This window comes from Rhodococcus sp. NPDC057297 (assembly GCF_042667435.1).
In the GTDB taxonomy this organism is placed as follows: Bacteria; Actinomycetota; Actinomycetes; order Mycobacteriales; family Mycobacteriaceae; genus Rhodococcoides.
Genome location: NZ_JBHUZE010000003.1, coordinates 50,901 through 64,831 on the forward strand (window position 1 = coordinate 50,901; position 13,931 = coordinate 64,831).

At 63.7% G+C, this 13,931-nt stretch carries 13 protein-coding genes; all 13 read left to right on the top strand.

Annotated elements, in window-relative coordinates:
* Window positions 1-32 precede the first annotated feature (32 nt).
* On the top strand, window positions 33-1,136 hold the full coding sequence (gene pdhA / locus ACFULT_RS10170) for a pyruvate dehydrogenase (acetyl-transferring) E1 component subunit alpha (protein WP_094720544.1): 1,104 nt from the start codon (window positions 33-35) through the stop codon (window positions 1,134-1,136).
* Window positions 1,133-2,134: an alpha-ketoacid dehydrogenase subunit beta gene (locus ACFULT_RS10175; RefSeq protein ID WP_037107967.1), complete on the top strand. Its 1,002-nt coding sequence runs from the start codon at window positions 1,133-1,135 to the stop codon at window positions 2,132-2,134. The genes pdhA and ACFULT_RS10175 overlap by 4 nt, the downstream gene beginning before the upstream one ends.
* On the top strand, window positions 2,131-3,366 hold the full coding sequence (locus ACFULT_RS10180; RefSeq protein WP_378481397.1) for a dihydrolipoamide acetyltransferase family protein: 1,236 nt from the start codon (window positions 2,131-2,133) through the stop codon (window positions 3,364-3,366). Before ACFULT_RS10175 ends, ACFULT_RS10180 begins: the two co-directional genes overlap by 4 nt.
* Window positions 3,363-4,703: a dihydrolipoyl dehydrogenase gene (gene lpdA / locus ACFULT_RS10185; protein ID WP_037107970.1), complete on the top strand. Its 1,341-nt coding sequence runs from the start codon at window positions 3,363-3,365 to the stop codon at window positions 4,701-4,703. Before ACFULT_RS10180 ends, lpdA begins: the two co-directional genes overlap by 4 nt.
* 153 nt (window positions 4,704-4,856) lie before the next feature.
* Window positions 4,857-5,576, top strand: coding sequence for an SDR family NAD(P)-dependent oxidoreductase (locus tag ACFULT_RS10190; protein ID WP_230594343.1), 720 nt, complete (start codon window positions 4,857-4,859; stop codon window positions 5,574-5,576).
* Window positions 5,573-6,328, top strand: coding sequence for an SDR family NAD(P)-dependent oxidoreductase (locus ACFULT_RS10195; protein WP_230594342.1), 756 nt, complete (start codon window positions 5,573-5,575; stop codon window positions 6,326-6,328). Before ACFULT_RS10190 ends, ACFULT_RS10195 begins: the two co-directional genes overlap by 4 nt.
* Before the next feature lie 25 nt (window positions 6,329-6,353).
* Window positions 6,354-7,232, top strand: a complete 879-nt coding sequence (locus tag ACFULT_RS10200; protein ID WP_094655218.1) for a carbon-nitrogen hydrolase family protein — start codon at window positions 6,354-6,356, stop codon at window positions 7,230-7,232.
* A gap of 16 nt (window positions 7,233-7,248) precedes the next feature.
* A complete protein-coding gene (locus ACFULT_RS10205; protein ID WP_037107973.1) occupies window positions 7,249-8,091 on the top strand; it encodes a polysaccharide deacetylase in 843 nt (280 codons plus the stop codon).
* Window positions 8,092-8,119: 28 nt separating this feature from the next.
* The gene (locus ACFULT_RS10210; protein WP_037107975.1) at window positions 8,120-9,148 is read left to right on the top strand and encodes a sugar ABC transporter substrate-binding protein; all 1,029 of its coding nucleotides are present in this window, start codon (window positions 8,120-8,122) and stop codon (window positions 9,146-9,148) included.
* Window positions 9,149-9,157: 9 nt separating this feature from the next.
* On the top strand, window positions 9,158-10,666 hold the full coding sequence (locus ACFULT_RS10215; protein WP_094720400.1) for a sugar ABC transporter ATP-binding protein: 1,509 nt from the start codon (window positions 9,158-9,160) through the stop codon (window positions 10,664-10,666).
* Window positions 10,663-11,664 carry an ABC transporter permease gene (locus tag ACFULT_RS10220; RefSeq protein WP_037107980.1) on the top strand — a complete coding sequence of 334 codons (1,002 nt, stop codon included), beginning with the start codon at window positions 10,663-10,665 and terminating at the stop codon, window positions 11,662-11,664. The genes ACFULT_RS10215 and ACFULT_RS10220 overlap by 4 nt, the downstream gene beginning before the upstream one ends.
* A gap of 8 nt (window positions 11,665-11,672) precedes the next feature.
* A complete protein-coding gene (eutB, locus tag ACFULT_RS10225; RefSeq protein ID WP_037143119.1) occupies window positions 11,673-13,070 on the top strand; it encodes an ethanolamine ammonia-lyase subunit EutB in 1,398 nt (465 codons plus the stop codon).
* Window positions 13,070-13,900 carry an ethanolamine ammonia-lyase subunit EutC gene (gene eutC / locus ACFULT_RS10230; RefSeq protein ID WP_080732915.1) on the top strand — a complete coding sequence of 277 codons (831 nt, stop codon included), beginning with the start codon at window positions 13,070-13,072 and terminating at the stop codon, window positions 13,898-13,900. The genes eutB and eutC overlap by 1 nt, the downstream gene beginning before the upstream one ends.
* Window positions 13,901-13,931 lie beyond the last annotated feature (31 nt).

Consider the following 13,931-nt stretch of genomic DNA (forward strand, 5'->3'; position numbering starts at 1 on the left):
CCAGGTAACAGTGCAACTGTATGGAGGCCGAGATGGACACCGCAATTTCACGGGCGAGCAATGACGACCTCATCCAACTCGTCACACCCGAAGGCACGCGAACCGCGCCTTCCGAATTCTCCGGCCTCGTGGAGGACATCACGACGGAGAAGCTTTGTGATCTCTACGAGGACCTGGTTGTCGTGCGGCGTATCGACGCAGAAGCCACCGCACTCCAGCGTCAGGGAGAACTCGGCCTCTGGGCTCCCCTCCTCGGACAGGAAGCCGCTCAAGTGGGATCCGCACGTGCTCTGCACGCCGACGATTTCGTCTTCGGCAGCTACCGCGAACACGGCGTTGCGTACTGCCGCGGCGTCGACCCGACGGAAATGCTGCGGTTCTGGCGCGGCTCCACACAATCCGGCTGGAACCCGTACGAGTACAACATGACGACGCCGGCCATCATCGTCGGATCCCAGGCATTGCATGCCACGGGATACGGCCTGGGAATGAAGTTCGACGGAGCCGAGGGGGCCGTCATCACCTACTTCGGCGACGGCGCCACGAGCCAAGGCGACATCTCCGAAGCATTTGGATTCGCGGCAAGTTTCAACGCCCCTGTCGTGTTCTTCTGCCAGAACAACCAGTGGGCAATTTCGGAGCCGGTGACTCTGCAAACACACATCACGATCGCCGAACGTGGCCGCGGCTTCGGCGTTCCCGCACTGCGTGTCGACGGCAACGACGTGCTGGCCGTTCTCGCAGCCACCCGGATGGCTCTGACTCGCGCACGCGAAGGCAGCGGACCCATGCTGATCGAGGCCGTCACCTATCGAATGGGACCGCACACCACCTCCGACGATCCCACCCGCTACCGGTCGGCGGCAGTCGACGACGAGTGGAAGAAGAAGGACCCCATCGACCGCATCGAGCGACTGCTCGACGCCGAAGGAGCGATGGACGACGCACTCCGCGCACGCGTCGAGGATCGGGCCGAGTGGACCGCAGCGGAACTCCGCCGCGGATGCCTCGGCACTGTGGAGCCGAAGGCGATGTCGGTGTTCGACAACGTCTACGCCGACCCGCATCCGCTGATCGCCGAGGAGCGAGACGCCTACGCCACCTATCTCGCCGGATTCGAAGGAGCTCAGTCATGACCGCGACCCTTGCCGCCCCCCGGATTCCGCTCGGTAAAGCCCTGAACGCAGGCCTGCGTCGAGCGATGGAAGACGACCCCAAGGTAGTGCTTCTCGGCGAAGACATCGGCAAACTCGGCGGGGTCTTCCGCATCACCGACGGCCTGCAGAAGGACTTCGGACCCAACCGCGTCATCGACACTCCACTGGCCGAGTCCGGAATCATGGGCACCGCAGTCGGACTCGCCTTCCGCGGATACCGGCCGGTCGTCGAAATCCAGTTCGACGGTTTCATCTACCCCGCGTTCGATCAGATCGTCTCGCAGGTCGCGAAGCTGCACTACCGCACCGGTGGCAACGTCAAGATGCCCCTGACGATCCGCGTGCCGTACGGCGGCGGAATCGGTGCCGTCGAACATCACTCGGAATCCCCGGAAGGGTATTTCGCCCAGACCGCCGGTCTTCGCGTCGTCAGCTGCAGCAATGCCGCCGACGCCAATGTCATGCTGCGCCAGGCCATCGCGTCGGACGACCCGGTCCTGTTCTTCGAGCCCAAGCGTCGGTACTGGCAGAAGGGTGAAGTCGACGTCACCCTACCGATCGACGACGCCTATCCGCTCCACAAGGCGCGGGTCGTCCGCGAAGGGACCGACGCGACCGTCATCGCCTACGGACCACTCGTCGTCACCGCGTTGCAGGCCGCCGACGTCGCCGCGGGGGAGGGCCGTTCGCTGGAGGTGATCGACCTCCGTTCGCTCTCTCCACTGGACATGGACACCATCGCGGAATCGGTCCGCAAGACCGGCAGGCTCGTCATCACCCACGAGGCAGCGACGTTCATGGGAATCGGCGCCGAAATCGCTGCGCGAGTGCAGGATCAGTGCTTCTACAGTCTCGAAGCACCCATCCAGCGCGTCGGCGGATTCTCGACCCCGTATCCGGCGGCGAAGCTCGAAGAATTCTTCCTCCCCGACGCCGACCGAATTCTCGACGCAGTGGACAGGACGTTCCCGGCATGACGAACAGCTTCCGCCTACCCGATCTCGGCGAAGGACTCACCGAGGCCGAACTGATCAGCTGGTCGGTGAAGGTCGGTGACACCATCGCACTGAACCAGGTGATAGCCGAGGTGGAAACCGCCAAGGCATCGGTCGAACTGCCGTCGCCGTTCGCCGGTACGGTCACGGCACTGCACGCCGACGAAGGCTCGACAGTCCAGGTGGGCAGCGTCATCATCGAGATATCCGACGGCTCGACCGAGATCGTGACCGAAGAGCCAGCCGAGAAGGAAGAACGTGTCCCGGTTCTCGTCGGATACGGCGTTGCCGGCGAAGGCGTGAGCCGACGCGGCAACCGTCGCGCGGCGGCCCCCGCGTCGCCGCCGCCGTCGAACGGTAGACCGCTCGCGTCCCCACCGGTCCGATTCGTCGCCAAGCAGCAGGGAATCGACCTTGCGGACGTATCGGCGACCGGTGCACACGGCGAGGTGACCCGCGATGATCTGGCTGCGTACACCGAGCGCGACACAGCCCCGGTCTCGGGCACGGTGAAGAACGAAACCCGCACTCCCATCAAGGGAGTTCGCAAGCACACGGCGGCAGCCATGGTGTCGAGCGCATTCACCGCGCCGCACGTCACCGAGTTCATCACCGTCGACGTGACACCGTCGGTGGAACTGTTGGAAAAACTACGCGGCACCAAGCACTTCCGCGACATCAAACTCACCCCGCTGGCGCTCGTCGCCAAAGCACTGCTGGTCGCTCTGCGCTCCAATCCGAGTCTCAACTCCGAGTGGGACGAACAGAATCAGGAAATCGTCACCAAGAACTACGTCAATCTGGGCATCGCTGCCGCGACACCCAGAGGGCTGATGGTCCCGAACATCAAGGACGCGCACATGCTGGGCCTCAAGGACGTCGCGCAGGCTTTGACCGAACTGACCGTGACGGCCAAGGAAGGCAAGACCGGCCAGGCCGATCTCGCCGACGGCACCATCACGATCACCAATGTCGGTGTTTTCGGGGTGGATTCGGGGACCCCCATTCTCAACCCAGGGGAGGCAGCGATCCTCTGTTTCGGAGCGATCCGTCGTCAGCCGTGGGAGTTCGAAGGGGAGATCGCTCTGCGCTCGGTCACGACACTGAGCCTGTCGTTCGATCATCGTCTGGTCGACGGTGAGCAGGGCTCGAGATTCCTGGCCGACATCGCGTCGATCCTTGCCGATCCGATGAACCTGGTGGCGTTGGCATGAGCGACGTCGTCGTCCTCGGAGGCGGATCGGGCGGGTACGCAGCTGCATTCCGTGCTGCGCAACTGGGACTTTCGGTCACCCTGGTGGAGAAGGACAAGGTCGGAGGAACCTGCCTGCACCGCGGGTGCATCCCGACCAAAGCCCTCCTGCACGCGGCGGAGGTGGCGGACACCGCCCGGGAGAGCTCGTCGGTGGGGGTTCGTGCGAACTTCGAGGGTATCGACATCGCCGGGGTCCACGCTTACAAAGACGGCGTCGTCTCCAAGCTGTACAAGGGCTTGCAGGGCCTCGTCAAGGCTCACAAGATCGAATTCATCAGCGGTACAGGTAAATACGTCGGAAACAAGACCGTCGACGTGGACGGCCGCAGGATCACCGGATCATCGGTGGTCCTCGCAACCGGGTCGTACGCAAAGGTGCTACCGGGAATCGAACTCGGTCCGCGAGTGCTGACCAGCGACCAGGCGTTGACCCTCGACTACGTCCCGAAACGAGCCATCGTGCTGGGCGGGGGAGTCATCGGCGTCGAATTCGCCAGTGCGTGGGCATCGTTCGGCGTCGAGGTGACCATCGTCGAAGCACTGCCCCGACTGGTTGCAGCCGAGGACGAGTGGGCGTCCAAACAGCTCACCCGGGCCTTCAAGAAACGAGGCATCGCCGCACGGACATCGTCGCCGTTCACCGGCGTCAAGGAAACCCCAGACGGTGTGACAGTGACCCTCGACTCCGGGGAGACGCTCGATGCCGATGTTCTGTTGGTCGCGGTCGGGCGTGGGCCCACTACGTCCGACCTCGGCGGCGTCTCGATGGATTCGGGATTCGTCGGCGTCGACGGAAACTTGATGACCTCGGACGACGGTGTCTACGCCGTCGGCGACATCGTCCGGGGACCACAGTTGGCGCACAGAGGATTTCAGCACGGAATCTTCGTCGCCGAGCACATCGCGGGTCTGAAGCCCGTCCCGGTCCCCGACGAGAACATCCCCCGGGTCACGTACTCGAACCCCGAAATCGCGTCCGTCGGACTGACGGAAGCGCAGGCGGTCGAGCGCCACGGCTCCGCGGATTCTGTCGTCTACGACCTCGCCGGCAACGGCAAGAGTCAGATCCTCGGCGCGTCGGGCGGGGTCAAGCTGGTGCGAGCCGGGGGCGCAGTCGTCGGCATTCACATGGTCGGCGCACGCGTCGGCGAACTGATCGGTGAAGCGCAGTTGGTCGTCAACTGGGGTGCATATCCCGAGGAAGTCGCGCACCTGATCCACGCGCACCCGACGCAGTCCGAGGCCTTCGGGGAAGCTCACCTCGCTCTGGCGGGGAAGCCGCTGCATTCCCACTGAGGTGTCTTCTGTTACGCCCGTGAAAACTAATCCTCCCAGCGTCCCGCATACGTAAATCTACGGACGTGCCCACTGCCGAGTAGTTCCTACTGTTCAGCCATCGCATCAATCGGATGCGCATCACCGATCTCGGTGAGGCAAGCAGAAGGAGGCATGATGGGACGTCTGTCCGGATCAGTGGCCATCGTGACCGGTGCGGCGGGCGGTATCGGGTTGGGTATCGCCGAGCGTTTCGCCTTGGAGGGCGCAACCGTCGTCGCGACCGACGTCCAAGGCCTGACCAGGGACAGTGCGGTTGCGATCCGTCAGCACGACGTGACCGACAGAGGCCAGTGGTCGGCACTGTTGGAGGACGTGCTGGCCGCCCACGGCAAGGTCGACGTACTCGTCAACAATGCGGGCGTCGCCGGCTACCACGACATCGTGGAGACACCCGTCGACGAGTGGCAACGCATCGTCGCTATCAACCAGACCGGCGTGCTGTTCGGTATGCAGTCCGTCATTCCGGCGATGCGCGCCAACGGCGCAGGGTCGATCGTGAACGTGTCCTCGATCTGTGGATCGACAGCTGTGCCCGGTGTCGCGGCCTACCACGCCACCAAGGGCGCGGTGATCACCATGACCAAGAACGCGGCCGTGAGCTACGCCCGCGACGGGATCCGCGCCAACGTGATTCTTCCCGGCTGGATCAAGACGCCGATGACCGTCGGGCAGACCGACGAACTCAACGCTCGCTACCTCGACGCCACACCGCTCGGACACGGTGCAGATCCCGAGGATGTCGCCTGGGGCGCCGTCTATCTCGCGTCGCGCGAATCAGCCTTCGTCACCGGCGTCGAACTGCCTATCGACGGCGGATACCTCGCGCAATGAGCGCCCCTACCCGAGAAAGCGAACGCTCCACCATGAACAGGTTGCACGGCAAGGTCGCGCTGGTCACCGGCGCGCAACAGGGAATCGGACGCGCGACGGCCGAAGCGTTCGTGGCCGAAGGTGCCACTGTCTACGCGGCCGACCTGACCGACAGTTTCGAACGGATCGACGGTGCACACTCCATCGCCCTCGACGTCTCGCAGGAGGCGGCCTGGCAGCGCGCAGTCGAGGCCATCCTCGCCGAGCACGGCAGCATCGACGTACTGGTCAACAACGCAGGCGTCATCGCATACTCCGGGATCGAGGAGATCGATGTCGACGAGTGGGACCGAGTCATCGGCGTCGATCAGACCGGTGTGTGGCTCGGTATGCGCGCGGTCGTTCCGTCCATGCTCGCGGCAGGCGCAGGCTCGATCATCAACCTGTCCTCGGCATGGGGGGTTGTCGGTGGCGTCGGCGTCGCGGCGTACCAGGCTGCCAAGGGAGCCGTACGGTCCATGACCCGAAATGCGGCAATCACTTATGCGCAGCAGGGAATTCGAGTGAACTCGATCGTGCCCGGGTGGATTCGAACGCCTCTCGCCGAAGCTCAGGATCCGGAGATCAACGCACGCGTCATCGGTGGAACGCCGATGGGACGGGGCGCGGAACCGAGCGAAATTGCCTATGGCTGTGTCTATCTCGCCAGCGACGAGTCCTCCTACGTCACCGGAACCGATCTGGTCATCGACGGCGGCCTGCTCGCTCGCTAGAGCCCGAACGAGAAAGAGATTCATTATGAGCAGGACAGTCACCGTTTCCGCGGTGCAATTCGAAATGCGCGAGCTCGACGGTTTCGACGCCTTCGCCGCACAGGTCCGAGGGCTGACAGAGCAGACGGACGGTAGCGACATCGTCGTGTTCCCGGAGCTCGTCACCGAGCCGCTGTTCACCGTCAAGCCCGGGTGGCAGTCCGATCCGATCTCCGAACTCGGACGTATCTCGGAGTACACCGACGACTACCGCGCCTTGTTCGCGGACCTCGCCCGCACTCGTGGTCAGAACATCCTCGCCGGCACACATCTCGTGCGCACCGAGGAGGGGCTGCTGAACACGGCCTTTCTGTTCACTCCGGACGGCACCGAATACCGGCACGAGAAGACTCATATCTTCCCGGCCGAGGCCGACTGGGGAACGGGTGAAGGAGACCGACTCGATCCGATCGATCTCGGCAACGTCACCGTCGGAATCGCGGTCTGCTACGAGGCCGAGATACCGGAGGTCAGCACGGTTCTGTCACGGCGCGGAGCCGAACTTCTGCTGATGCCGTCGTACACGTTCACCGAGGCCGGCTTCTATCGCGTCCGGCACACCGCGGCAGCGAGATGCATCGAGAACCAGGTCTACGCAGTACACGCACCGATCGCAGGTTTCGCCGGAGCGCCACTGTCACCGGGCTGGGCGAGGGCGTCGATCCTGAGCCCGTGTGATCTGGACTTCCCCGCTGACGGTGTGGTGGCCGAGGCCCGGACGAACGTCGAGGACGTCATCACGGCCACGTTGGACCTGGACCTGCTTGCGGAGAACCGAAAGACGGGAGCGGCGACGACGTTCTTCGATCGGCAGCGCCGGAACCCGCTGTATCGCACATTTTCCGCAGACCTACTCCCCGAATAGAAGGAGACCTCGACAAATGCCTCTGAACCTGCCCGAAGGTAAGAAGATCGCCGTCAACATCGGCTGCGATTTCGACGCACACAGTGTCTGGATGGGAACGTTCGGCAAGACCAGCCCCAGCTACCTCTCCCGCGGTGAGTTCTGCGCCGAGGTCGGTGTGCCGCGGATGCTCTCACTGTTCGATCGCTACAAGATCGCCGGAACCTGGTGCACCCCCACACATTCCATGGAGACGTTTCCCGACGCCTTCCAGAGCATCGTCGACGCAGGACAGGAAGTCGCTGCTCACGGGTGCTACCACGAATCGGTGCCGTCGCTCGATCTCGACACCGAACGGCACCTCATGGACAAGACCCTGAAGCTGCACGAGAAGTACGTCGGAAAGCGCCCGCGCGGATACCGTTCGCCGGCTTGGGACTTCACCGAGCACACCATGTCGATCCTCGAAGAGCACGGTTTCGAATGGGACTCCTCGCTCATGGGCCGCGATTTCGAGCCGTACCATCCGCGTCCGGTGGAGGTGCGCTGGGAAGAGGGAAGCGTCCTCGGCGCCCCGTCACCGATTCTCGAGTTCCCCGTGTCCTGGTTCCTCGACGACTTCCCCGCGGCCGAGTACATCCCCGGCGTCAACCAGGGCTTCGAGTCGACAGCGTCGATGTACGAGCGCTGGAAGGACCACTTCGACTACTGCTACGACAACGTCCCAGGCGGAGTCATGGCCCTGACGGTGCATCCGCAGACCATTGCTCGCGCGCACCACATCATCATGTTCGAGAAGCTCCTCGACTACATGTCCGGTCACGACGGCGTCTGGTTCGCGTCCCTCAGCGACATCTACGACACGTGGACCGAGAACTGAACGCCCCTTCCAAACTCAAAGGACCATCATGAAGCTTCGCACCATGAGCATCGCAGCCGCGGCAGCAGTGCTCACCGTATTGCCCGCCTGTTCGGTCGACGCAGTCGCCGACTCCTCCGGCGAAGGGCGCGAGCAGACAGTTCCCACCGTCGACTCGGCATCCGATCTGAAGATCGCGTACTTCTCCGCCGGAGCGAGCAACGCCTACCTGCAGGCCTCCATCGACGAGGCGAAGAAGACAGCCGACGAACTCGGCGCCGAACTCGATGTCTTCGACGGACAGTTCAACGCCCAGACTCAGTTCGATCAGATGCAGAATGCGATCACGAGCGGAAAGTACAACGCGTTCGCTGTCGAGCCGAACGACGGAAACCTCGTGTGCAACATGCTGACTCAGCAGGCACCCGAAAAGAACATCATCGTCTCGGTGTTCAACCTCCCCATCTGCGGCCGCGCCACCAACAGTGGCGAGGAGACTTGGGAGCCCGGCACCGTCAACTACGTAGGCGGGCAGACCCTCGACGTCTACGAAGCATGGGTGGAGAAGGTCAAAGCCGACCATCCCGACGGCGCCAAGATCGCGCTGATCTCCGGACCCGACCTCAACGCGAACACGCTGTGCTTCTTCGATGCAGCACAGGCGTTCGACGGTGACGGCCGGTACCAGGTCGTCGCCAAGCAGACCACCGACTACACCACTCCCAAGGGTTTCCAAGCCGCACAGACGATTCTGCAGGCCAACCCTGATCTCGACGTCGTGATGTCGAACTTCTCCGGCATGACGCGTGGGGTCGTGCAGGCGACCGCAGGCCGCGATGTCTCGGTGTACGACTTCGGTGGCGATCAGTGGGCGCTCGACAACGTCTCTTCCGGTGCCATCACCAGCAGCGTGATGATGCTTCCGCGTCTCGAGACCCGCATGGCGATCCAGGGACTCGCCGACACCGTCGAGAAGCGCGACACCGCGCGGTTCGTCGATCTGTCCACGTCGGACTCCCTCCCCGGTACACCGTTCGCCGAGCGCAGCAACGTCGCCGACTTCACGGCCGAGTACTAGAGGCGCGAGATGACTGTGAACGAAACGCGGTCGACCGCGATCGACTGCATCGAGGTGAGCAAGACCTACGGCGCCAATCGCGCAGTGAAGTCGGCGACGGTGCAGATCGAAGCAGGCAGTGTGCACGCTCTGGTGGGGGAGAACGGCGCAGGCAAGTCCACTCTCCTCGGCATGATCAGCGGCCGTGTGGAAGCCAGTTCGGGTTCCATCACGGTGTTCGGCACCGAACTGCACGGTGGCAACCCCCGGGAAGTACGCCAACTCGGTCTTGCGGCCGTCTACCAGGAACTGACGATGGTGCCCGCGCTCGACGCGGTGGCCAATGTATTCCTCGGACAGAATCTCACCCGGCGGGGCATTCTCGACGGGAAGGCGATGCGAGCCCGATTCACCGAGATGTGCGTCGACTTCGACGTCGACATCCCGGCGGGCGTCCCGGTGCGTGAGTTGTCGGTGTCCACCCAGCAGATTCTCGAGATCATGCGCGGTGTCCAGGCGGACAGCAAGGTGTTGATGCTCGACGAACCCAGCGCGGCTCTGGCCGAGCACGAGCGGGATACGTTGTACCGGGTGCTCGACCGCCTACGTTCACAGGGTACGACGATCATCTTCGTAAGCCACAACTTGGAAGAAGTTCTGGCACTTGCGGACCGCATCACCGTGCTGCGAGAAGGAACGATCGTACGCACCGCGGACCGTGCCGAATGGGATCGAAAGCGTCTCATCCAGGAAATGGTGGGCCGCGACGTCGAGGTCGCTGTGCGTGCCGAACGCCGGCCGCTGGGCGAGACAGTGCTGCAAGCACAGGACGTGTCGTTGCCGAACGTCCTGCACGGTCTCGACATCACCGTCCGCCAGGGCGAGATAGTCGGGTTGTGGGGACTCGTCGGGTCCGGCCGGACGACGTTCATGCGCTCCATCTGCGGTATGGAACCGGCAGCCACAGGTCGGATGACGCTCGACGGTGCCGAGATCGCCTGGCCCAAGAGTCCTCGCGCGGCCATCGACGCAGGGCTGGTTCTGGTTCCGGAGAGTCGACGTGCCGGCCTCGTACTCAACATGGACGGTGCCAGCAACTACTGGCTCGGCCGCTCGAAACGCACGTTCGGATGGCTCCGTCCGGGACGAGAGCGTGACGGTGCGTCGGAACCGGTGCGGTACTTCGGATTCGACCCCGGTCGTCTCGGCGAACCGGTGGTCCACCTCTCCGGCGGCAACCAGCAGAAGGTGTTGCTCGCCAAGTGGGCTGGGCACACACCGAAGGTCCTGTTCGTCGACGAACCGACGCGCGGTATCGATATCGGTGCCAAGTCCGAGGTGCTCGCCTCGCTCGTCAACTTGGCCGAGGAAGGCGCATCCGTCGTGGTCACGTCCTCCGAACTCGAGGAAGTTCTCGCAGTCGCCGACCGACTGCTCGTGTTCGCGCACGGGCGGATCGTCGACGACATTCCAGCAGGTTCACCGACATTCACGGTGGCCGACATCGTCAAGCTCGGCTTTCGAGAGGATGCAGCATGAGTACGTCAATCGACACCAACCCGGTCGCGAGCAGTCCCGCTCCCGACAAGTCTTCGAAGAAGAAGACCAGTCCCAGCACCTTCCTGGTGAAGTACAGCATGCTGGTCGTGCTGGTACTTCTCGTCGTCGTCGCGACGTTCCTGTACGACGGGTTCCTGGCGCCGGCGAACATCCGGGACATCCTGGTCCAGAACGCGGCCGTCGGAATCATCGCTGTCGGTATGACATTCGTGATCATCTCGGGTGGATTCGACCTGTCCGTGGGCGCAACGTACGCACTCGGTTCGACAGTGTTCGCCGGCGTCACGATCTCCACCGGTTCGGTGGCATTGGCCGGCGCGGCAGCGTTGGCCGCGGGTCTACTGTGCGGATTGGCCAACGGATTGTTGGTGGCGAAACTTCACATCAACCCATTCGTCGCGACGCTCGGTTCTGCGTCGGTGATCTCGGGGTTGGCCTACATCTACTCCAACTCCGCACCGTTCATCGTCTCCCAACCCGGTTTCCAGGCACTCTCGAAGTCGCACACGCTCGGCATCCCGACTCCGATCTTCATCCTGATCCTGACGATGGTCGTCGGCGGCATCGTGTTGGCCAAGACGACGATCGGACGAAACGTGCAGGCCGTCGGTGGTAACACCGAAGCCGGCTGGTTGTCGGGACTGAGGGTTCCGTCGATCACTGCGAGCGTGTACGTGCTCACCGGCGCGCTTGCCGCGATCGCGGGGATGATCGACGCGTCGCGCCTAGCCGTCGGGCAGGCGGATGTCGGTGCGAACATCGCGCTCGACGCCATTGCGATCGTTGTCGTCGGTGGAACGTCGCTGCGCGGCGGAGAGGGCGCGATGTGGCGCTCCGCGGTCGGTCTGCTGATCCTCGCGACGCTGACCAACGTGTTCTACAGCCTCAACGTCAGTCAGCATTGGCAGCTCATCGCCAAGGGTCTGATCGTGATCGCCGCTGTCGCTCTCGATTCCGCTGCACGACGCCGATCCTAGGGAGTTCCATGTACAAGGCTCTGGTGGGCGGGGAGCGATTTCGATTCGATTCGCTGAAAGAGGTGTTGGCGAAAGCGAACGAGATCAAATCCGGTGACGAGCTTGCCGGCATCGCGGCTCGATCCGACAGCGAACGGATAGCAGCGAAGATCGCATTGTCCGAGGAGACCCTGGCGAGGATCCATGGTGAGCCCGTCATCGAGGACGCGATCACCGACGCCGTCCACGCCGCGCACGACGAAGTGGGCTTCCGTTCCATCTCGGCGTTGACCGTGGGCGAGTTTCGTGAGGTCGTTCTGTCCGAGAGTTTTCCGACGGAATGGAACGGCGGACTGGCGTCGGCGATCGGTCCTGAAATCGCCGCAGCAACAGCAAAACTGATGAGTGACCTCGATTTGATCGTCGCAGCATCGAGGCTGCAGGTGGTGACCAAGTGCCGCAACACGCAGGGTGAACGCGGCGTCTTCGGGTGTCGAATTCAACCGAATCATCCGACCGACGACGTCACTGGAATCATGTTGTCGGCGCTGGACGGTCTGATGTACGGCTGCGGCGACGCCGTCATCGGTGTGAACCCGGCGACCGAGTCGCCCGATACCGTCGGCCGGGTACTGCACGCGATTCACGACCTGATCGAACTGACCGGAGCACCGACCCAGTCCTGTGTGTTGTCGCACATCACGACCCAACTCGCAGCGCTGGAACGCGGCGCTCCCGTCGATCTGCTGTTCCAATCGGTAGCGGGCAGCGAGGCAGCGAATCGGAGCTTCGGGATCTCGCTCGACATGTTGGCCGAAGGGCGCGACGCCGTGGCGGAATCCCATCGGCGTCGCGCACATGAGTTCGTCGGCGAGCAGTTCATGTACTTCGAGACCGGACAGGGGAGCGCGCTGTCCGCCGACGCACACCACGGCGTCGACCAACTGACGTTGGAAGCCCGGGCGCAGTCCGTCGCGCGACTCTACGACCCGTTCCTGGTGAACTCCGTGGTGGGATTCATCGGCCCCGAGTATCTGGCCAACTCGCGTCAGATCACCCGAGCCGGACTGGAGGATCACTTCGTCGGCAAGCTCATGGGACTCCCGATGGGGTGCGATGTCTGCTACACCAACCACGTCGACTCCGACCAGAACGACAACGACAACCTCCTGGCCCTGCTGGGCCTGGCCGGGTGCACGTTCGTGATGGGCGTCCCGGCAGGGGACGACGTGATGCTCAATTATCAGTCGACCAGTTACCACGACGTCGCGAGCGTCCGGAAGCTGCTCGGGAGCGGCCCCGCTCCGGAGTTCGCGTCGTGGCTGTCCGAGCAACGTGGCTGGGACCCGGCGCAGGGGATCCTCGAGCTACCGGAGCAGTGGTGGGCGGCAGTCGGTGCGCGCAGCCTTCCAGCGATCGGCGCGTGATGGACGACCTCGTCGAGAACGGTGGGGCGGCGGCTCGGCAAGCCCTGGAAACCGTGACTCCTGCGCGAATCCGAGTGGGACGGGCCGGTACGTCGTACCCGACCTCGCTGTTGTTGCAGCTTCGAGCCGACCACGCCAGTGCCCGCGACGCGGTCCATTCCGCGGTCGACTACCGCTCCGGGGAACTCGAGCGGGTGCTGGCAGGTCGAGATCCCATCCACCTCGTCAGTGCGGCCGGATCCCGCGAGCGATACCTGGTGCGTCCCGATCTCGGACGCGTACTCGACACCGAGTCACGGTCCGAACTGCGGCATCGAGGAACGAAAGACGCCGACATCCAGATCGTTCTGGGTGACGGTCTTTCCGGGACTGCCGTCGCCCGCCAGGTCCCACTCGTTCTGCCCGGTCTGCTGGACGGTGCGAGTGCGCGAGGATGGACGGTCGGGAGGGTGATCACCGTCGAGAACTGCCGCGTCGGGATCATGAACGATATCGGCGCTTCGCTCGGCTCGGGCGTGGTGGTTCTCCTCATCGGTGAGCGACCAGGGCTGCGTGCGGCGGACAGTCTGTCTGCGTACATGGCGTGGCGACCGGGGCCGGGCAACACCGACGCCGACCGCAACCTCGTCGCGAACATCCATGCACGTGGGGTGGGCCCGGTCGATTCGGTCGCTCGGATCCTCGACTTGGCCGCCCAGATGCACAGCCGTCGCTACAGCGGAGTGGCGATCAAGGAAAATCTCGCGCTCGCCGCGGAAGATCACACTGCTGGTCGAACGGATTTAACTCGTTCGACACAACTGACGCCGGTTTCCGGATTAGTGTCCTGACCAGGGCGGGGAAGCTCGAGTTCTAGGTCGG